The organism is Pseudomonas sp. F007 (genome assembly GCF_057814275.1).
Genome location: NZ_JBVATA010000001.1, coordinates 680,595 through 699,302 on the forward strand (window position 1 = coordinate 680,595; position 18,708 = coordinate 699,302).

Consider the following 18,708-nt stretch of genomic DNA (forward strand, 5'->3'; position numbering starts at 1 on the left):
CAGCACGATGGACTTATAATAGACTGCGTAAGCGGCCAACATAAAACAACACAAGGAAGAAACGCCGAGGAAGATCTTAAATCTGACGGGGTGCTGTTTCTGCCCATCACGCCCTCCCGCGTGCAATGATCTCCTACATGCGTAGCAAATCCCTTTATTAAATTTCGCCTCAACAACCTCTCTTATGACACGGCAATTTTTGCACTTTTTAGATGTCGGCTCTACTTGTCCTCGCGCCATCGGCCCACACCCTTTAGTGGCACATGTTTGTTGTTTTACCTTGTTCTGATAAACCGTCAATTCCGCGACTCGGACAAGCGAAAGTGGAATCGACTGCGGACACCCTGACCAGAATCAGGGTGCCCACCTCTGCCGGTTGGGTTAGGGGATCACCCCCGCCATCACTCCCAAACCGAGAATCATCATGCCCGACAACACCGTTAGCAGCGTCCATTGCAGCGCTACAAGCTTTCGTCTGAGATCAGAAGGAAAGCGTTCGAGGTCCTCCGCTGCGACGACACCTTGCTTCAGAAAAACTCGGGGAAACGTAACCACGCTGGAAACCGAGTAAACCAGTCGCATCTTGCCTAGTAGCCCACGGTCTATATGTGCCGGGATTGTTATAATTGATGAGCTGTTTGGGAAACACTCTAACAATGTATCTCCCTTGGTGTAACCCAAGTAAAGCGCAGTGCCAAAAACAACCAACGCTCCGCCGAAAACCATCAGGCCAGATGCCAGAAACAGTGCATCTGCGAGACTAATATTCATTGGATCGCCTCGAATATCCGCTCTCCAATTTTTTCACCCATAAATCCGCCAATAGCACCGGCGGACACAGAGCCCAGTCCGACCACAACAATACTGCAGGCTAGTAGTCCGAGCCCGCCCGTTGGCACCCCCAACCCAACACAAATGCTACCGACAGCTGTGGCTGATAGAGCACTCCCCGTGATTCCGCCGCCTACAAATCCGCCAGTAAAACTTCCCGTCTCTGTAAATTTAACCCGATCACAGGCAACATTGCTTCCCGCGGCACACACATCCTGAACCTTTGAATACGATGCCCCGTCCCCCACGGCGGTACCGAACCAACCGCCGTATTTAACGTACTTTGAAGCCCTCGCCACGCCTTCAAGGTGGGTCGCATAACCCGGTATTTTCCCGGCAGGGCTGGCATTGCTCCAGTGGTGGACCAAGCTCTGGCTGGAAATGCCCAGCATTTTTTTCAGATTGATGTGCTGAGGAAACCCAATTCCCCAGAGCCATAGGTCAAAAATGTCTGAATGACGTCACGGTGTGGCACCATGAAATCCGCCTCGTCCGGGCTCAACGCTGCAAGCACTTGGTTAACCTTGGCCGCCACGTCCATGAGTTGGACTTCTTCTCGGCTGCAATGGAAGTTGTCGGGGTCGCTCAACACAATCATCGATCCGGCTTTGATGTCGCTCAGATTAGGATTGAGCAGCTTGAACTTGCCCATCACAGCTGGGTCTCGAAGGGTGAACAGAGAGGCCTCGAGCTGTTCGCGGGTGGTGCTTTTGGGGACGATGTAGAAGCCTGGTTCCTGGGGCGCTGCACCGCTCATGCGCGTCGGCGTGGGCCTATTCGGCGCAACCTTGGGAGTGGCCGATCGCGCGGCTGCCGAGTGATTGGCGAACGATGCGGTGGGCTGAGAGGTGGCCCCCCTGCTGTAAGGAGCAGCAGTTCGTGTCGACTCGTAACAGGCCGTGAAAAACGAAGGGGTCAAACCAGCCTTGCAAGGACAGTTGCTGTAGCTGTCCAGCGAGCCCGCCACCAACCTGCCGTGGCTGTCGATATAGGGAACACCTCCTACAATCTCGTAAGTTTCGTCGCTTTTTCCGCAAGATACACGGTCGCCTACCCGGGCATGGGCGATGCCAAACATCGTAACCCGCGTGTCGGCCTCAAGAACTTTGCCACCGCAAGTCGTTTCGTCACCCAGTCGAATGAAATGTCCGTCTGCCATTGCTTGAACTCCTTGTCCACCAGGACGCCACGAAGGCGTGTGCTGTTGTTATTTGAATTACATCGACCCGAAATGAGTGGGCGAACACAACGTACGTGGGCGAGGTGGTAATTCAATACCGCACAGAGCGAAAAGGAAATTTCCTACTAACAACACAGAAAAGGGCGACAAATATGAACAGGGGCAATAGCCAATGAGAAGGCTGCAAGCCAGTTAACTCACAACTTAGATTTCAGGGCACTCGATCGACAGCTGCGATAAAAGAAAATACAAGCCGTAAAAAAGTGCCCAAATGGATGATGACCGTGGGTGTCTCTGACACTGGGGTCGTGTTTGTGCCTGCAGCTATAACAGGCCGGGGACAAGAGGTGCTTCTCTGCACAGCGTATGACGGCACGCCCTCTGCCACGTACCGTGATCATGTATTCGTTCCATCCACTTGGCTCGCAACAGAGTTCGCTGATTTTCGTGATCTTTGTGAAGTAATGGAGAAATGGGTGCAGACTCAGATTGATGCTGGATTTCTTGATCAATCCACGCAATAACAGGTGAGTAGAGCGATCTCAAAAAACCATACCCCCCTACAAACAATCAACTAAAAGCCAAGTATTCGAGTCTCCCTCAGGCATCATTGAAAAAGGCCTTGCGAAGGCAAGGCCTTTTTATTTCGTCTGGGGACGGCGGGTAACACGTCACTCCCCCCCGTTTGGGAGCCCGCACACCTGAGACGATTTTTAGATATGTCGCGTCCTAAATCGGTAAACCGCCACACACATCCAGCAAACAAACTCACCGTTTTAAGCAGGCAATACGAACTTTGCCTCAAGCTTATGCAACAACTCAAAAGTATTTAAAAAAGACACGCTCATGTCCTTACAGATATTCGGAATGATGAATTTTCGTTTGGCGTCGAAATTCAACACCTCGTGAGTAACGACCGTAGCCCCTGTCGTCATCGCTTTCGCAATTAACCAAGGGTCTGCACCCGCTAAAAACTCCTCCATAGCGCCTAACTTCATTTTGTGCGCTTGATTAGATACAAAACCCGCAATCTCGGCGAATGCCAGTTGCGTATCCTGATCGGCGGTGGAGTGAAAGAAATCAGGGTTATCCTTCGCCCACCCCGCCAGATCATCATGCCCCTTAGTTAGTTCGTCCATAACAGGTGCAATACTGGCCAAATCTAATGCTTTGTTTTTAAGCAGTAGCCACTGCCAAAATCCAGGACATATAGCCATCCCGTAGTAACGGTTCTTCGCTTCGATCAGTGTGTTAGCGTCGAGTAAATGATTCATTCCGTAATCTTGCTAGCGAGAGTCCTTAATTTGGCAGGTTGCACGCCGAGCAAGTGTCCCGCCTCGCGCAGCAGCATCCGACCACACATTGCTTCAGTCAACACTGCCTTGCTCAGGCGAGGGCTGTTTTTCGCTGTAGCGTTACGGTAATAGTCACCCGCTCCACCTTTTTCATCCTGGAAAGCCTTGAGGATCATTCGATAGTAAGCGCTGTATTGCGCCCGACCTATATAGCCAAGATCTAATGCGCGGCGGCCGATCGCTAATTTACTGATATGAAACCGAGTGGCCAGGGGAGCTAAATTGTCTTGCCAATCAATATCTGCGTTCCACAGCGCGCGGAATTGGACTTCGGGAGCCAAAAATTCACCTGCAACTGCATTGCAGAAACGCTCCTCATCCCGACCATTTGCGGAGTTCCCGTCAGACACTCCACTGCTTCCGATCCAGATATGGGCCAGTTCGTGAAGCAACGTGAACAACCTGGCAGTGGGGGCGTCGGAACTATTGATAAATACGACAGGGGCGTAGGAATTGCTGATAGCAAAACCCCGAAACTCGCTCACTTCAAGTTTGCGGTGAGTATTCCCCAAAGCGATCCCACTGCGCATAACCAGAATGCCAGCCGTTTCCGCAGCCTCGATCAGGACGCGGCTATATTTTTCGTAATCTAATCGAGCAATGTCGGGGTTCACGCCTAAGACCCGGCGGATATCGTCGACCACCTCTCGGACTTGAGATCGACTACTGAAGCGACCCACAAATGCCAGCGGTTGATGCTCCTGACGTTGAAGGTACTCGAGATACCAGTCCTGCTTACGTATTGCATCTCTTACGGTGTCCAACAGCTCTAAAGTGGGACGTTGAGGAGCAATCCCTCCCACCGTCCGCAGATCAGGTAAAGGCAATTGTTCGACTGGCGGGTGCTGGAGAAACAAGAAACCAAACGGGATGTGAGCGACGCTCGCCCACTTTTGAGCCTGTAGAAATGTTGGTTTGGTCTGGCCAGTCTCCCACTCCTGCACTCGATCAGGCTTCACTGGCAGCTTTTTAGCAACCTGCTCAGTGGAGAGACCCGCGCGCTCCCGAGACCAGATGAGCAGGCTTGGATTTACGTAGGCAGCTTGGCTCATAGGGGCGTAGGCAAACCCGATGTGGTCAGCAGACGTTCGAGGGGATGCGTGATGGATGCACTCGATTGGCGCTGATTCCAGCTGTCTGGCATTGCCTTTCTCCTTGGCTGTTTGAGGTCTGGTGGCAGCGACTACAGCTTAGTCGATAAGCAGAGCTGCCAACGGTAGGAGCGCGCGATTATGAGGTAAATCCGCAACGACCCGAAGCGCAAATATGTAACCCGCGGACAGATGGCATGCCTTTTTTCCAGAGCTCCGCCGTCCCCTCAGAACGCAGATATCCCAGGGCTGTCCACATAATCACCCTGCACGCTCGAGGGTTGCAGGAAAAGAGTCTGGGCTCTCACACCCGGTCGCTGCAAATTCAGCGACCGGGTGTGAGAGCCCGAAATAATCAAGGCGCAAAGCGCCCCAAAACCTGTCGCGGCGTTTTTTTTCGTCTGCGGTATGGCTTTATGGCGGCTGTGCGTGGGAGACCTTCGGGTCTACCGGTTGCCTTGATTGCCGGTTTCTCACCCCGCGCACGGCTGTCACCCAAGCCCGTGAGAAGGCTCGTGGCAGCTCCTCAAATCAAGGATGTTGACCATGACCAAGACAAATCCGTTTGAAATTTGGCTTCCTCTCTTCGCAGACCCAATCGCATAACCCCCTCCCCCATCGCCTCCCCTTCCTCGGAGGTGGCCAATGACTGAACAATCCGAACTCAAAACCATCGGCCTGACCCCGGCGCTCCACTGCGCAGACCAAGCACTGTTTCACGTCGCTCGCGATGTGCCATTGGGTGATGCGCTGTCCATGGGCTCGGATTTTCTGCATCTGGCGAAGTTGCTTTCGGAGGATGAGGCGTATGCCCGGGATACGGATCGGCATGCCTGGGCCGCGCATTATTTGATGGGGATGGGGAAGGCGTTGGTGGATGATGCGGTGAAGGTGTTGGGGCGGGATCGGGGGTAGGGGATCCTACAAGCCCGGACATTATGGCCAGTGAGGACCGGGGCACCACGCGCCCCGGTCAAACGTCCTACCCGTCACGCTTTTCCCGTCAGAAATGCACCTTCAGCAAAAGACTCAGCGCGTTCTGGTCCGTTGGGAATCCGGAGGTGTCTTCAATTCCGTATTTGTTCGACCAGTAGTCCCACTCAAGCCCCGCATAAAAACGCTTCGGCTGTTGCCCCAGCGCTTTGCCGACGTCGTATTTGAGCTGCGGGTTGAAGTGCAGGCTTTTGGCCACGTAGTTGGCGGTGCCTTTGTTGCCGACGTCGTTGACGTACCACTCCAGGTAGCCGTCGAAGAGGATGTCGGAGCGGCCGACAGGAAGGGTCATGGACCAAGTGGGGTTGATCTGCCATTGGCCGGAGGCCTTGCCGGTGATGCCGTCGGGTTTGCGGTAGTAGGTGTTCAGGGAGAAGCGATCGAAACCCGGCAGGGCGAGGTCGACCGCGGGGCCGAGGAGGTATTTGCGGTTGCGGCTTTCGCCGCGCTCGTAGGTGGCGGCGATGAGCACGTCCTTGACGATGCCGAAGCTGAATGAGCGGTCGCTGATTTTGCCCAGGGACAGCCGTGGGGAAAATTCGCCGTAGTAGGAATGACCGTCGTTACCCGAGAGGCCGTTGGACCATTTGTTGTCGACGAACATGAAGATGTCGCCCCAGGTCCAGCCGCTGGCGTGTTCGAAGGTCACGGTTTGCTGGGTGTCGTCGCCGGTGCCGTCGACTTTGAAGTGCTGGCCGTAGAGGTAGCTCAGGCTGTTGTCGTTCCACAGCAGCGGGCCGGCTTCGGCGCTGGCGCTGGCCAGGGCGAACAGCGGCAGCAGGCTGCGGCGTAAAAGAGAAGCTGAAGGTAATGGAGATGTTTTCATGGGCTGTCCCTGGTAGGTGATTGGCGTTAATCACCGGCAAGGCATGCCCGAGCTGCGGGTTAGCCACTGTTCTGGCCCTCGATACCGAGGGGCGCCCCTTGCCGGGTACGCGGCGTGATGCCGCCAGAGCAATGCCCGGCACCCTGGGTCCTGTTGGAGCCACTCAGTGCTGACCGCTTCTACTCGACCTAGGACTTAGCACGGGTTGTGCCAAGTGATCGAATACAATCTGCAAACCTCATTCAACACAATCCTCACCCAAAACTGCACACCCGATCCACGAATGGGCTACGCACCAACTTGAAGCCCGCCGGCAAAAACTCGCACCGTCGCGAATCGTCCTACCCACCGCTCACTAAGCGTCTGACACGCCGAATCCCCTGACGGCGCGACAGAAACGACTTGGCACACTTCTGGCTATGACTCCTGTCGAGTAGAAGCGGTCAGTGCCAGCCATGGCACCGGGCATTGCTCTTGCGCCCTCCCTTGGGGGCGTACGTCCGATTGGATGCTTGAACGCGGCGCCAGCGCCCCGGGCAAGAGAGACGTGTCAGCCGCGAGTACTACGCCTTGCGCCCTCTCTTCCCACGTTCTCTCCAATCGGTCCCTCGCTGGCGTGCCGATTGGCGCGCGGCGGTTTTCGAATCGTTGTGGAGAACACATCATGAAAATTCGCTTTGCCTTGGGTCAACCGCTTCGCTCGCTGCTGGCCATGGCCCTGGTGCCCGCTGCCCTGGTGGCATCTCCGCTGGCCCTGGCCAATGACAAGGTGGTGCTGCTCACTTCCTGGTATGCCCAGGCCGAACAGGGTGGTTTCTACCAGGCCCTGGCCGATGGTTTGTACGAGAAAGAAGGCCTGGACGTGACCATTCGCATGGGCGGGCCGCAGGTCAATGGCATGCAGTTGCTGGTCAACAAGCAGGCCGACTTCATCGTCAATTACGACTTGCAGATCCTCAAGAGCGTGGAGCAAGGCCTGCCGGTGGTGGCCGTGGCCGCGCCCTTCCAGGGTGACCCGCAAGGCTTGATGACCCATGCCGACGTCAGCGGCCTCGACGCCCTGCAGAACAAGCAGGTGCTGGTGTCTACCTCGGGCCAGCAAACCTGGTGGCCATGGCTCAAGGGCAAGTACCAGCTCTCGGACAGCCAGGCGCGGCCCTACACCTTCAACCTGCAACCCTTTCTCGCCGACGCCAACACCACGCAGCAGGCCTACGCCAGCTCCGAGTTGTTCCAGGCGATGAAGACCGGCGAGAAGCCCAATTTTTTCCTGTTTGCCGATGCCGGCTACCCGCCTTACGGCTCGACCCTGGTCACCCGCCAGGACGTAATCGATCAGCACCCGGACCGGGTCCAGCGTTTTGTCCGCGCCTCGATGGAGGGCTGGAAACGCTACCTGGACAACCCGAGCGCCAACCCGCTGATCAAGGCCGACAACCCGAACATGAGCGATGAGCTGCTGGCCTGGGGCTTGTCGACCCTCAAGCAATACCGCCTGGTCACCGGTGGTGATGCCGCCACCCAGGGCATCGGTGTGATGAGCGATGCGCGCTGGCAGGCCACCCGCAATTTCATGGTCGAGGCCGGCCTGCTCGGTGCCGATGCGCCCTGGCAGAAGGCCTATACCACACGCTTCGTCGAGAACTTGAAGGTGCTGCCGACCTCTGAGCAGGCCGCCAGCCGCTAAGCCCGATTGCAGCAACGCTGAACCCAAAGCCCGGGCCCAAGAGCCGGCTGAACGAATACCGTGAGGACACTTGTTATGTTGGTCACCAAACAACCTGTATTGCGCCGTTTCTGGTACGCCCTGTTGCCCATGAGCGCCCTGGATGGCGGCCCGCAACCCTTCACGCTGCTGGGTGAAGCCCTGGTGTTGTGGAAGCGCCCCGACGGCACCCCGGTGGCGATGCGCGACCGTTGCTGCCACCGCACCGCCAAACTGTCCAAGGGCTTTATCAGCGAGGACGGCAACATTGCCTGCGGCTATCACGGCTGGGAATACGACTGCACCGGCACCTGCGTGAAGATCCCGCAGAACCCCGCGGGCATGATCCCACCGGGCGCCTCGGTCGAGGCCTTTCACTGCCAGGAAAAATACGGCTACGCCTGGGTCGCCCTCGAGGATCCGCTGCAACCGATCCCCGAGTTTCCCGAAGACGGCGCCCCGGGCTACCGGCGCATTTTCCAGTTTTATGAGGAGTGGAAAACCAGCCCGCTGCGGGTCATGGAAAACTCCTTCGACAATTCGCACTTTTCCTTCGTCCACAAAGCCAACTTCGGCCTGTTCGACCAGCCGGCGCCGGCCGGCTACGAGTTCCGCGAAACCGATTACGGCTTCGAGGCCGAAACCCGAGTGCCGATCCGCAACCCCGAGGAAAGCTATCGCATCACCGGCACCCGCGAGCCGATCACCCAGCGCCACCTGATCAACCGTTATTACCTGCCGTTCTCCCGGCGCTTCGGCTGCATGTACCCGGACAGCGGCATCCACCACATCATCTACAACTGCGCGACGCCCATGGAAGACGGGCGCCTGATGCTGGTCCAGTGGCTGTATCGCAACGACAGCGAGGAGCAGTGCTCGACTCAGGAACTGATTGACTGGGATGCGGCAATCACCGCCGAAGATCGCGACATCCTCGAAGCCACCGATTACGACGCCTGTGTCGACACCCGTCGCCGAGTGGAACTGCACATGCCGTCGGACAAGCCTGGCCTGGTGATTCGCCGGCAACTGCTGGGCCTGCTCGAAGCCCATGGCGAAAGCGAAGTGTTCCTCAGCCACTGAATTCAGCGCCCCGGTGCGCCGGGGCTTATCCGGTCGCTCATGACCCCAGGGGAGAGCGCTATGTTGATGCAAACCATAACGGCGGCCACCGCCCGGCCTCAGGCATTGCCCGACACCGACAGCGTGGGTGTGCAAACGCCGCTGTTCGCCAATCAGGTGGAAAAAACCTACAGCAACGGCACCCAGGCCTTGAGCCGAGTGAAGCTGGCAATTCAGCGCGGCGAGTTCGTGTCGTTGCTCGGCCCTTCGGGCTGCGGCAAGAGCACCTTGCTGAAAATGTTCGCCGGCCTCGAACAACCCTCCGCCGGCCATGTGCGCTGGTGGGGCAAGGACAGCCCGGCCAGCCCGACGCAAGGGCAAAGCCTGGCCATGGTGTTTCAGGAGGCGACGCTGATGCCCTGGGCCCGGGTCAGCGATAACGTGCGTCTGCCCCTGGACCTCGCCGGCGTGCCCAAGGCACAGAGCCAGCCCAAGGTCGACGCGGCCCTGGCCCTGGTCGGCCTCGACCGCTTCAGCCAGGTGTACCCGCGGGAGCTGTCCGGCGGCATGCAAATGCGCGCCTCCATCGCCCGAGCCCTGGCCACCGAGCCGAATCTGCTGCTGATGGATGAACCCTTCGGCGCCCTCGACGAGTTCACCCGCAACAAGCTCGACAGCGACCTGCGCCAACTGTGGGCCAGCCGCGACCTGACCGTGGTGTTCGTCACCCACAGCATCTTCGAGGCGGTGTACCTGTCGTCGCGGGTGGTGGTGATGGGCGCACGCCCGGGCCGGGTGATCGCCGACATCGAGATCGACGGCCCCGTGGAGCGGGACGACGCCTACCGCACCTCCCCGGCCTTTATCGAGCAGTGCGCACGCCTGTCCCGACTGCTGGCCCAGGCCAATGGCGACCCTTGCTGATTTCCCTTTGAGAGCCCGATCATGAGCCCATCCTTTACTCCCTGGTTGCGTCACCCCACGGTGGTGCGCATCGTCTCGCCGCTGCTGCTCGGCGCCGTGTTGCTGAGCCTGTGGCAGCTGGCCTGCGTGGCCTGGCAGGTGCCGGTGTACCTGGTGCCCTCCCCGGCCGACATCGGCCGCACCCTGATCAGCGATGGCCCGATGCTGCTCGGTGCGTTGTGGATGACCTTGAAGATCACCTTCTTCTCGTTTGCCCTGGCAGTCCTGATCGGCACCTTGGCGGCCTTTGTCTTCGTGCAGAGCCGGGTGCTGGAAGCCAGCCTGTTCCCCTACGCGATCCTGTTGCAGGTCACGCCAGTGGTGGCGGTGGCGCCGCTGATCATCATCTGGTGCAGCAACACCACGCTGGCGCTGGTGATCTGCGCAACCCTGGTGGCGATTTTCCCGATCATCGCCAACACCGTGCTCGGCCTGCGCAGCGTCAACCCCGGCCTGCTCAACCTGTTCCGCCTGAACCGCGCCAGCCGCTGGCAGGTGCTGCTGCGCCTGCGCATTCCCAGCGCCCTGCCGTGTTTTTTTGCCGGGCTGCGGATTGCCAGCGGGCTGGCCTTGATCGGCGCGGTGGTGGCGGAGTTCGTCGCGGGCACCGGGGGCACCGGCGCCGGGCTGGCGTACCAGATTCTCCAGGCCGGCTTCCAATTGAATATTCCAAGGCTGTTCGCCGCCCTGCTGCTGATCGCCCTGACCGGCGTCGCGCTGTTCAGCCTGATGGCCCTGCTGGCCCGGTTGAGCCTGCGCAACTGGCACGAAAGCGAACTCGGCTAACCCTTTGAGTCCGCCGCAGGCGCGGCGTATGGAGCCTCACATGACCTTTCAAAACAGCTGGCTGGTGCGCAATGCCAGCGCCATTCTCAGCGGGTTGTCCGACGCGGCGGCGCGCCATGCCGGGCCCGATATTCGCATCATCGACGGGCGCATCGCCGCCCTCGGCACCCTGCAACCCCTGCCCGGCGAGCGGGTGCTGGATGCCACCGATTGTGTGGTGTACCCGGCGTGGGTCAATACCCACCATCACCTGTTCCAGTCGCTGCTCAAGGGCATTCCCGCCGGTATCGACCAGAGCCTGGGGGCCTGGCTGGGCGCGGTGCCCTATCGCTATCGCAGCCTGTTTGACGAGCAGAGTTTCCGCCTCGCCGCGCGCATTGGCCTGGTTGAATTGGCGCGCTCCGGCTGCGCCACCGTCGCCGATCACCATTACCTGTATCTACCGGGCATGGCCTTCGACAGTGCCGAGGTGCTGTTCGACGAAGCCGAACGCCTGGGGCTGCGTTTTGTCCTGTGCCGAGGCGGTGCCACCCAGGCGCGACAAGCCGAAGGCAAGGCGGTGGCCGGGCCGGAGACCCTGGAGCACTACCTGGACGACGTTGAACGCCTGGTCCGGCGTTACCACGACCCGGCCGCCGACGCCTGGCGCCGGGTGGTGATGGCGCCCACCAGCCCGCCCTACTCGATGCCGGCGGAGCACCTGCGGGAAACCGCCCGGGTCGCCCGGCGATTGGGCATTCGCCTGCACAGCCACTTGAGCGAAACCGTCGAATACCAGAACGAAGTGCAGCAACGCCATGGCATGTCGCCGGTGGCGTTCTGCGCCGAGCAGGAATGGCTGGGGCCGGACGTGTGGTTCGCCCATCTGGTGAAACTCGACGCCGAAGAAATCCAGATGCTCGGGGCCAGCGGCACGGGCATCGCCCATTGCCCGCAAAGCAATGGCCGCCTGGGCAGTGGCATTGCCGATGTGGTCGCGATGGAAGCCGCCGGCATGCAGGTGTCGATCGGCGTGGACGGCGCCGCCTCCAACGAGGCCTGCGACATGATCAGCGAAACCCACGCCGCCTGGCTGATGCAGCGGGCCAAGGCTGGCGAACGGAGCCGGCCGCGTTATGTCGGCGGCGACGAAGAAGGCGGTGCCCACGCGGCCAGCGTAGAAGACGTGGTGCGCTGGGGCACAGCCGGGGGGGCCAGGGTGCTGGGCCTGGACGCCATCGGCAGCCTGCAGGTAGGCATGGCCGCCGACCTGGCGATCTACCGCCTGGACCAGCCGCGCTACTTCGGCCTGCACGACCCGGCGATCGGCCCGGTGGCGGGAGGCGGTCGCCCGACCTTGCGCGCCTTGCTGGTGGGCGGGCGGCTGACCGTCGACAACGACCAGTTGCCCGACCTCGACCTGGCCGAACTCGGCGCCCAGGCCCGGGACGCGGTGCGCCGCTTGCAACAAGCCGCAGGAGTCCGCGCATGAGCTGGTCGGCCCTGCACGTGCGCAGCCTGCGCCTGGAAGCCCATGATGTGCTGGGCATTGAACTGGCGCCCGTCGACGCCGCGCCCCTGCCTTTTACCTGGGCCCCAGGCGCCCATGTCGACGTGCGCCTGGGCAACGGCGCGGTGCGCCAGTACTCGGTGCTGAGCCTGCCGGAAGACGGTCACCTGTACCTGGGCGTCAAGCGCGAACCGAGCTCCCGCGGTGGCTCGCGCTGGCTGCACGAACAACTGCGCCTGGGCACGCAGATCGACGTCAGTGCGCCACGCAATCTGTTCGCCCTGCAACCGGGCAGCGGGCCGGTGACGCTGGTGGCGGCGGGTATCGGCATTACGCCGTTGCTGCCGATGTATCGCCAATGCCTGGCCGAAGGCCGTCCCGTGCGCTTGCTCTACTTCACCCGGGAGACACGCCAGGCGCCTTTCATCCAGCGCCTGGGGGCTGACGTGCAGTGGTACGGCGGCTTGCGCGCCGGGCAGATCACCGAGCTGCTGGCCCGTCAGCTTCCCGCCTGGCAGAGCGCCGCCGGCTTGTACTGCTGCGGCCCGAGCGGTTTCATGGACAGCGTCGAACAGGCCGCGCTCAAGGCGAACTGGCCGACCACCGCCCTGTATCGCGAGCACTTCCAGGCCCCACAGCCCATGAACTCTGAGGCGCACAGCTTTTCCCTGGAGCTGCGTCGCAGTGGCTGTGAAGTCCAGGTGCAAGCCGGAGAAAGCCTGATCCAGGCGGCGTCGCGGGCCGGGGTCAGTCTGGAATTTTCCTGTGGCATGGGCATGTGCGGCGCCTGTGTCTGCCGGGTCCTCGAAGGCGAGCCGGAGCACCGCGACGAATGCCTGAGTGACGCCCAGCGGCAAAGCGGTGAATGGATCGCGCCCTGCGTTTCCGGCAGTCGCAGCACACGCCTGGTGCTGGATGCCTGAGCGGTATGGCAGGCGGCCCCTGTGGGAGCGGGCCTGGTCGGGCCGCCCATAAATGCCCCAGCCCACACTTGTGTCGCACTCTTCTAGACTTAACAGGTGGTCGCAGGCAGAACCAAACACGTCGCTTTCATGCCGATGAATTAAAAGCCCCGTGGCAAGCTGCCTTTTATGCCCAACAGAGGTGCGGCGAAGACCGTGCCGGGCACAACAAGACGCCCGCTCAGGGTGCCCTGGCCAACGGCCTGAAATTGCCACGATGCCGTGACGTGGCGTGAGTGCCGCAGCCGACACTTTCGGACGACCGACGACCTTCTGGTGTGTCCGTGACCGTGAGGATTGCGCAATGCCTGATGAGAGTTTGCACCTGCCCGTGGTCAACAGTCTGCTGGAGCGCCATGCGGGCACTCCGGGGGCGTTGTTGCCACTGCTTCATGACATTCAAGAACGCATTGGCTATATCCCCGATGCCGCCGTCCCCGAGATTGCCCATGCGCTGAACCAGAGTCAGGCCGAGGTGCGCGGGGTGATCAGTTTTTATCATGACTTCCGTACCGCACCGCCCGCCCGGCATATCTTGCGTTTGTGCCGCGCCGAGTCGTGCAAAAGCCGTGGCGCCGAGCAGTTGGCGGCGCAGTTGCGCGAGCGTCTGCAACTGGATGACCACGGCAGCAGCGCCGATGGCAGCATCAGTCTGCGCCCGGTGTATTGCCTGGGGGCCTGCGCCTGTTCACCGGCGTTGGAGCTGGATGGTCGGGTGCATGCGCGGCTGAGTGCCGAGCGCCTGGATGCCCTGCTTGATGCTTGCCGGGAGGACGCGTGATGCCGACTTTGTATCTGCCGACTGATTCCCTGGCCCGTGCCGTGGGTGCCGATGAGGTGGCTGTGGCGCTGATCACTCAGGCCAGGGAACGCAATTTGCCGCTGGAACTGCAGCGCACCAGTTCCCGTGGCCTGTATTGGCTGGAACCCTTGTTGGAAGTGGACAGCGCTCAAGGTCGAATCGGCTTTGGCCCGCTGACCGAGGCCGATGTGCCGTCGGTACTCGATGCGCTGCAAGATCCCTCTTCCCAGCATCCATTGGCCTTGGGCGCGGTGGAAGAACTGCCCTATCTGAAGACTCAACAACGCCTGCTGTTCGCCCGCGCCGGTATCACCCGCCCGTTGTCGCTGGACGATTACCGGGCCCACGGCGGTTTCGAAGGTTTGACCCGGGCGGTCAGCATTGGCGGTGAACAGACTGCAACCGAGGTGTTCGACTCCGGCCTGCGTGGCCGTGGCGGTGCAGCCTTCCCCGCCGGGATCAAGTGGCGCACGGTGCGCGCGGCCCAGGCCGAACAGAAATACATCGTCTGCAACGCCGACGAGGGCGACTCCGGTACCTTCGCCGACCGCATGTTGATGGAGGGCGACCCCTTTCTGCTTATCGAAGGCATGGCCATTGCCGGTCTCTGCACCGGCGCCAGCTTCGGCTACATCTATGTGCGTTCGGAATACCCGGATGCGGTGGCCACCTTGCGCCAGGCGCTAACCCTGGCGCGTGCGGCCGGGTACCTGGGCGCCAATGTCGGCGGCAGCGGCCAGGCGTTCGATCTGGAAGTGCGGGTTGGGGCCGGGGCTTATATTTGCGGCGAAGAAACCGCGCTGCTGGATTCGCTGGAGGGCAAGCGCGGCTACGTGCGCGCCAAGCCGCCGATTCCGGCGCTCAAAGGCCTGTTCGGTTTGCCGACCCTGGTGCACAACGTGCTGACCCTGGCCTCGGTGCCGCTGATTCTGGCCAAGGGCGCGCAGTTTTATCGCGACTACGGCATGGGCCGTTCCCTGGGCACCATGCCGTTTCAACTGGCGGGCAATGTGCGCCAGGGCGGTCTGGTGGAGCGTGCGTTTGGCCTGACCCTGCGCGAACTGGTGGAAGACTACGGCGGCGGCACCGCCAGTGGTCGGCCGCTGAAGGCCGCGCAAGTGGGCGGTCCGTTGGGCGCCTGGGTGCCGCCGTCGCAGTTCGACACGCCGCTGGATTACGAGGCCTTCGCCGCCATTGGCGCGATGCTCGGCCACGGCGGTGTGGTGGTGGCCGACGACAGCCTCGACATGGCACAGATGGCGCGCTTTGCCCTGCAGTTCTGCGCCGAGGAATCCTGCGGCAAATGCACGCCGTGCCGGATCGGCTCGACCCGTGGCGTCGAGGTCATCGACCGGCTGCTGGCCGCGCCTGAGCAAGGCGCTCGCGAGCAGCAGGTGGTCATCCTCAAGGACCTCTGCGACACCCTGCAATACGGTTCGCTTTGTGCGCTGGGCGGCATGGTTTCCTTCCCGGTGGCCAGCGCCCTCAAGCACTTCCCCGCCGACTTCGGTGTGCACGCCTCGGAGGCCGAGCAATGATCACTGTATTCGATCCGAAAACCGACATGGACCTGGGCACGCCCGCTCGCGACAGCCAGGTGCAGGTCACCCTGAACATCGACGGTCGCAGCATCAGCGTGCCCGAAGGCACCTCGGTGATGCGCGCTGCGGCGCTAATGGGCACCACCATTCCCAAGCTCTGCGCCACCGACAGCCTGGAAGCCTTCGGCTCGTGCCGCATGTGCCTGGTGGAAATCGACGGCATGCGCGGTTATCCGGCGTCCTGCACGACGCCGGTCAGCGAAGGCATGACCGTGCACACGCAGACGCCGAAGCTGGCGACCCTGCGCCGCAACGTGATGGAGTTGTACATCTCCGATCACCCGCTGGACTGCCTGACCTGCTCGGCCAACGGCAACTGTGAGCTGCAAACCGTGGCCGGCCAGGTCGGTCTGCGCGAGGTGCGTTACGGCTACGAAGGCGACAACCATCTGCAGGACGTGAAAGACACCTCCAACCCCTATTTCGATTACGACCCGAGCAAGTGCATCGTCTGCAACCGCTGCGTGCGCGCCTGCGAAGAAACCCAGGGCACCTTCGCCCTGACCGTCACCGGACGCGGGTTTGAATCGCGGATTTCGGCGGCCGGTGGCGAGGATTTCCTCGACTCCGAGTGCGTGTCCTGCGGCGCCTGTGTGCAGGCCTGCCCGACCGCGACGCTGATGGAAAAAAGCGTGGTCGAACTCGGTCAGCCCGAGCGTGCGGTGATCACCACCTGTGCCTACTGCGGCGTCGGCTGCTCGTTCCGCGCCGAGATGAAGGGCGATCAACTGGTGCGCATGGTCCCGGACAAGAACGGCCAGGCCAACCACGGTCACTCCTGCGTCAAAGGGCGTTTTGCCTGGGGCTACGCGACGCACCCGGATCGCATCACCAAGCCGATGATCCGCAAGCACATCAGCGACCCGTGGCAGGAAGTCAGCTGGGACGAAGCGGTAACCTACGCCGCCAGCGAAATGCGCCGTTTGCAGCAGAAATATGGTCGCGACTCCATCGGCGGCATCACCTCCAGCCGCTGCACCAACGAAGAAACCTACCTGGTGCAAAAACTGGTGCGCGCCGCCTTCGGCAATAACAACGTCGACACCTGTGCGCGGGTCTGCCACTCGCCCACCGGCTATGGCCTGAAACAGACCCTCGGCGAATCCGCCGGGACCCAGAGCTTCGACTCGGTGATGCAGGCCGACGTGGTGCTGGTGATGGGCGCCAACCCCAGCGACGCGCACCCGGTGTTCGCCTCGCAACTCAAACGCCGCCTGCGTGAAGGCGCGCGGCTGATCGTCATCGACCCACGGCGCATCGATCTGGTGGACGGTGTGCACGCCCGCGCCGAGCTGCACCTGGCCCTGCGTCCCGGGACCAACGTCGCCATGCTCAACGCCCTGGCCCACACCATCATCACCGAAGGCCTGCAGGACCAGGCCTTTATCGACGCCCGTTGCGAAGGCGATGACTTCGCGCGCTGGAGCGAGTTTGTCAGCCGTGCGGAAAACTCCCCGGAAGCGATCGGCCCGATTTGCGGCGTGCCCGCTGCCGATATCCGCGCCGCTGCCCGGCTGTACGCCACCGGCGGCAATGCGGCGATCTACTACGGCCTGGGCGTCACCGAACACAGCCAGGGCAGCACCTCGGTGATGGGCATCGCCAACCTGGCCATGGCCACCGGCAACATCGGTCGCGAAGGTGTGGGCGTGAACCCGTTGCGTGGGCAGAACAACGTGCAGGGTTCGTGCGACATGGGCTCGTTCCCCCACGAATTGCCGGGCTACCGGCACATCTCCAACGTCGCGGTGCGCACCGAGTTCGAACAGGCGTGGAACGTCACCCTGCAACCCGAGCCGGGCCTGCGCATCCCCAACATGTTCGAGTCGGCGCTGGCCGGCAGCTTCAAGGGCCTGTACTGCCAGGGCGAGGACATCGCCCAAAGCGACCCGAATACCCAGCATGTCACCGCCGCCCTGTCGGCCATGGAATGCGTGGTGGTGCAGGATATTTTCCTCAACGAAACCGCGAAGTTCGCCCACGTGTTTTTGCCGGGCAGCTCGTTCCTGGAAAAAGACGGCACCTTTACCAACGCCGAACGGCGTATCTCGCGGGTGCGCAAAGTGATGGAACCGCTAGGCGGCAAGGCCGACTGGGAAGGCACCGTGGCCCTGGCCAACGCCCTCGGCTATCGGATGGACTACAAACACCCATCAGAAATCATGGATGAAATCGCTCGCCTGACGCCGACCTTCACTCACGTCAGTTACGCCGAACTGGAGCGCCACGGCAGCCTGCAATGGCCGTGCAACGCCGAGGCCCCGGACGGCACGCCAACCATGCACATCGAAGAATTCGTGCGCGGTAAGGGGCGTTTCATGCTCACCGGCTACGTGCCGACCGAGGAAAAGGTCAACAGCCGCTATCCACTGCTGCTGACCACCGGACGCATCCTCAGCCAATACAACGTCGGCGCCCAGACCCGGCGCACCGACAACGTCGCCTGGCACGACGAGGACCGCCTGGAAATCCACCCAACCGACGCCGAAAGCCGGGGCATCAACGAAGGCGATTGGGTCGGCATCGGCAGCCGCGCCGGACAGACCGTGCTGCGAGCGCGGGTCACCGAGCGGGTGGCGCCCGGAGTGGTGTACACCACCTTCCACTTCCCGGAATCGGGGGCCAACGTGATCACCACCGACAACTCCGACTGGGCCACCAACTGTCCGGAATACAAGGTCACGGCCGTCGAAGTCAGCCGCGTCTACCACCCTTCCGAATGGCAAAAACGCTACCAGGCCTTCAGCGACGAACAGGATCGCCTGCTCAAGGACCGCCGCCAGGCACGGGGCGATAAAGCGGAGGTGCGCCGATGAGCACTGCCAATTTGATCAAGATGGCCAACCAGATCGCCCAGTACTTCGCCAGCCAACCGGACCAGGAACAGGCGGTGCTCAGTGTGCGTAATCATCTGCAGCTGTTCTGGGCACCGAGCATGCGCAAGGAGTTGCTGGAGTGGCAGACCGAGCATAAGGGCGCGGAGCTGCATCCGCTGGTGCAGGCGGCGGTGATTGGGGCGGGGTGGGAGGCCTGAAAACCTAAAACCAAAACACCACCCCTGT

The 18,708-nt window shown here is 61.4% G+C and carries 16 protein-coding genes; 11 read left to right on the top strand and 5 right to left on the bottom strand.

What is annotated here, in order from left to right; translation table 11 throughout:
* Nucleotides 1–381 precede the first annotated feature (381 nt).
* The 4 genes from ACZYR5_RS03195 to ACZYR5_RS03210 all read right to left on the bottom strand — a co-directional run bounded on the left by ACZYR5_RS03195 (nucleotide 382) and on the right by ACZYR5_RS03210 (nucleotide 4,418).
* Nucleotides 382–771, bottom strand: coding sequence for a hypothetical protein (locus ACZYR5_RS03195; RefSeq protein WP_489087946.1), 390 nt, complete (start codon nucleotides 769–771; stop codon nucleotides 382–384).
* Nucleotides 772–1,228: 457 nt separating this feature from the next.
* Nucleotides 1,229–1,990 carry a PAAR domain-containing protein gene (locus ACZYR5_RS03200; protein WP_489087945.1) on the bottom strand — a complete coding sequence of 254 codons (762 nt, stop codon included), beginning with the start codon at nucleotides 1,988–1,990 and terminating at the stop codon, nucleotides 1,229–1,231.
* A 797-nt stretch (nucleotides 1,991–2,787) separates the two neighbouring features.
* On the bottom strand, nucleotides 2,788–3,285 hold the full coding sequence (locus ACZYR5_RS03205; RefSeq protein ID WP_489087944.1) for a DUF4411 family protein: 498 nt from the start codon (nucleotides 3,283–3,285) through the stop codon (nucleotides 2,788–2,790).
* Nucleotides 3,282–4,418, bottom strand: a complete 1,137-nt coding sequence (locus ACZYR5_RS03210; protein WP_489087943.1) for an ImmA/IrrE family metallo-endopeptidase — start codon at nucleotides 4,416–4,418, stop codon at nucleotides 3,282–3,284. The genes ACZYR5_RS03205 and ACZYR5_RS03210 overlap by 4 nt, the downstream gene beginning before the upstream one ends.
* A gap of 684 nt (nucleotides 4,419–5,102) precedes the next feature.
* Between ACZYR5_RS03210 and ACZYR5_RS03215 the strand changes: the two genes are divergently transcribed.
* Nucleotides 5,103–5,372, top strand: a complete 270-nt coding sequence (locus ACZYR5_RS03215; protein ID WP_489087942.1) for a DUF3077 domain-containing protein — start codon at nucleotides 5,103–5,105, stop codon at nucleotides 5,370–5,372.
* A gap of 88 nt (nucleotides 5,373–5,460) precedes the next feature.
* Here ACZYR5_RS03215 and ACZYR5_RS03220 read toward each other — a convergent pair whose 3' ends face one another.
* Nucleotides 5,461–6,276, bottom strand: coding sequence for an outer membrane protein OmpK (locus ACZYR5_RS03220; protein ID WP_489087941.1), 816 nt, complete (start codon nucleotides 6,274–6,276; stop codon nucleotides 5,461–5,463).
* A gap of 664 nt (nucleotides 6,277–6,940) precedes the next feature.
* Between ACZYR5_RS03220 and ACZYR5_RS03225 the strand changes: the two genes are divergently transcribed.
* From ACZYR5_RS03225 to ACZYR5_RS03270, 10 genes are all read left to right on the top strand, one after another.
* Complete coding sequence (locus tag ACZYR5_RS03225) at nucleotides 6,941–7,963, top strand: ABC transporter substrate-binding protein (RefSeq protein ID WP_489087940.1); 1,023 nt, start codon at nucleotides 6,941–6,943, stop codon at nucleotides 7,961–7,963.
* Between the two features lie 75 nt (nucleotides 7,964–8,038).
* Nucleotides 8,039–9,064, top strand: a complete 1,026-nt coding sequence (locus ACZYR5_RS03230) for an aromatic ring-hydroxylating dioxygenase subunit alpha (protein WP_489087939.1) — start codon at nucleotides 8,039–8,041, stop codon at nucleotides 9,062–9,064.
* Nucleotides 9,065–9,124: 60 nt separating this feature from the next.
* On the top strand, nucleotides 9,125–9,967 hold the full coding sequence (locus ACZYR5_RS03235) for an ABC transporter ATP-binding protein (RefSeq protein WP_489087938.1): 843 nt from the start codon (nucleotides 9,125–9,127) through the stop codon (nucleotides 9,965–9,967).
* A gap of 96 nt (nucleotides 9,968–10,063) precedes the next feature.
* On the top strand, nucleotides 10,064–10,792 hold the full coding sequence (locus tag ACZYR5_RS03240) for an ABC transporter permease (RefSeq protein WP_489088471.1): 729 nt from the start codon (nucleotides 10,064–10,066) through the stop codon (nucleotides 10,790–10,792).
* Between the two features lie 40 nt (nucleotides 10,793–10,832).
* Nucleotides 10,833–12,263 (top strand): amidohydrolase family protein, encoded by a 1,431-nt coding sequence (locus tag ACZYR5_RS03245; RefSeq protein ID WP_489087937.1) that lies wholly within the window; start codon nucleotides 10,833–10,835, stop codon nucleotides 12,261–12,263.
* Nucleotides 12,260–13,204 (top strand): PDR/VanB family oxidoreductase, encoded by a 945-nt coding sequence (locus ACZYR5_RS03250; RefSeq protein WP_489087936.1) that lies wholly within the window; start codon nucleotides 12,260–12,262, stop codon nucleotides 13,202–13,204. Before ACZYR5_RS03245 ends, ACZYR5_RS03250 begins: the two co-directional genes overlap by 4 nt.
* Before the next feature lie 343 nt (nucleotides 13,205–13,547).
* Nucleotides 13,548–14,024 carry a formate dehydrogenase subunit gamma gene (locus ACZYR5_RS03255; RefSeq protein ID WP_027619627.1) on the top strand — a complete coding sequence of 159 codons (477 nt, stop codon included), beginning with the start codon at nucleotides 13,548–13,550 and terminating at the stop codon, nucleotides 14,022–14,024.
* Nucleotides 14,024–15,583, top strand: coding sequence for a formate dehydrogenase beta subunit (locus ACZYR5_RS03260; RefSeq protein ID WP_489087935.1), 1,560 nt, complete (start codon nucleotides 14,024–14,026; stop codon nucleotides 15,581–15,583). Before ACZYR5_RS03255 ends, ACZYR5_RS03260 begins: the two co-directional genes overlap by 1 nt.
* Complete coding sequence (gene fdhF, locus ACZYR5_RS03265; protein WP_489087934.1) at nucleotides 15,580–18,462, top strand: formate dehydrogenase subunit alpha; 2,883 nt, start codon at nucleotides 15,580–15,582, stop codon at nucleotides 18,460–18,462. The genes ACZYR5_RS03260 and fdhF overlap by 4 nt, the downstream gene beginning before the upstream one ends.
* On the top strand, nucleotides 18,459–18,680 hold the full coding sequence (locus ACZYR5_RS03270) for a formate dehydrogenase subunit delta (protein WP_489087933.1): 222 nt from the start codon (nucleotides 18,459–18,461) through the stop codon (nucleotides 18,678–18,680). The genes fdhF and ACZYR5_RS03270 overlap by 4 nt, the downstream gene beginning before the upstream one ends.
* Nucleotides 18,681–18,708: the final 28 nt, after the last annotated feature.

Bases quoted from the DNA above. Each gene is read 5' to 3' on its own strand.
- ACZYR5_RS03195 (WP_489087946.1), bottom strand. From the start codon at position 771: ATGAATATTAGTCTCGCAGATGCACTGTTTCTGGCATCTGGCCTGATG.
- ACZYR5_RS03200 (WP_489087945.1), bottom strand. From the start codon at position 1,990: ATGGCAGACGGACATTTCATTCGACTGGGTGACGAAACGACTTGCGGT.
- ACZYR5_RS03205 (WP_489087944.1), bottom strand. From the start codon at position 3,285: ATGAATCATTTACTCGACGCTAACACACTGATCGAAGCGAAGAACCGT.
- ACZYR5_RS03210 (WP_489087943.1), bottom strand. From the start codon at position 4,418: ATGAGCCAAGCTGCCTACGTAAATCCAAGCCTGCTCATCTGGTCTCGG.
- ACZYR5_RS03215 (WP_489087942.1), top strand. From the start codon at position 5,103: ATGACTGAACAATCCGAACTCAAAACCATCGGCCTGACCCCGGCGCTC.
- ACZYR5_RS03220 (WP_489087941.1), bottom strand. From the start codon at position 6,276: ATGAAAACATCTCCATTACCTTCAGCTTCTCTTTTACGCCGCAGCCTG.
- ACZYR5_RS03225 (WP_489087940.1), top strand. From the start codon at position 6,941: ATGAAAATTCGCTTTGCCTTGGGTCAACCGCTTCGCTCGCTGCTGGCC.
- ACZYR5_RS03230 (WP_489087939.1), top strand. From the start codon at position 8,039: ATGTTGGTCACCAAACAACCTGTATTGCGCCGTTTCTGGTACGCCCTG.
- ACZYR5_RS03235 (WP_489087938.1), top strand. From the start codon at position 9,125: ATGTTGATGCAAACCATAACGGCGGCCACCGCCCGGCCTCAGGCATTG.
- ACZYR5_RS03245 (WP_489087937.1), top strand. From the start codon at position 10,833: ATGACCTTTCAAAACAGCTGGCTGGTGCGCAATGCCAGCGCCATTCTC.
- ACZYR5_RS03250 (WP_489087936.1), top strand. From the start codon at position 12,260: ATGAGCTGGTCGGCCCTGCACGTGCGCAGCCTGCGCCTGGAAGCCCAT.
- ACZYR5_RS03255 (WP_027619627.1), top strand. From the start codon at position 13,548: ATGCCTGATGAGAGTTTGCACCTGCCCGTGGTCAACAGTCTGCTGGAG.
- ACZYR5_RS03260 (WP_489087935.1), top strand. From the start codon at position 14,024: ATGCCGACTTTGTATCTGCCGACTGATTCCCTGGCCCGTGCCGTGGGT.
- fdhF (WP_489087934.1), top strand. From the start codon at position 15,580: ATGATCACTGTATTCGATCCGAAAACCGACATGGACCTGGGCACGCCC.
- ACZYR5_RS03270 (WP_489087933.1), top strand. From the start codon at position 18,459: ATGAGCACTGCCAATTTGATCAAGATGGCCAACCAGATCGCCCAGTAC.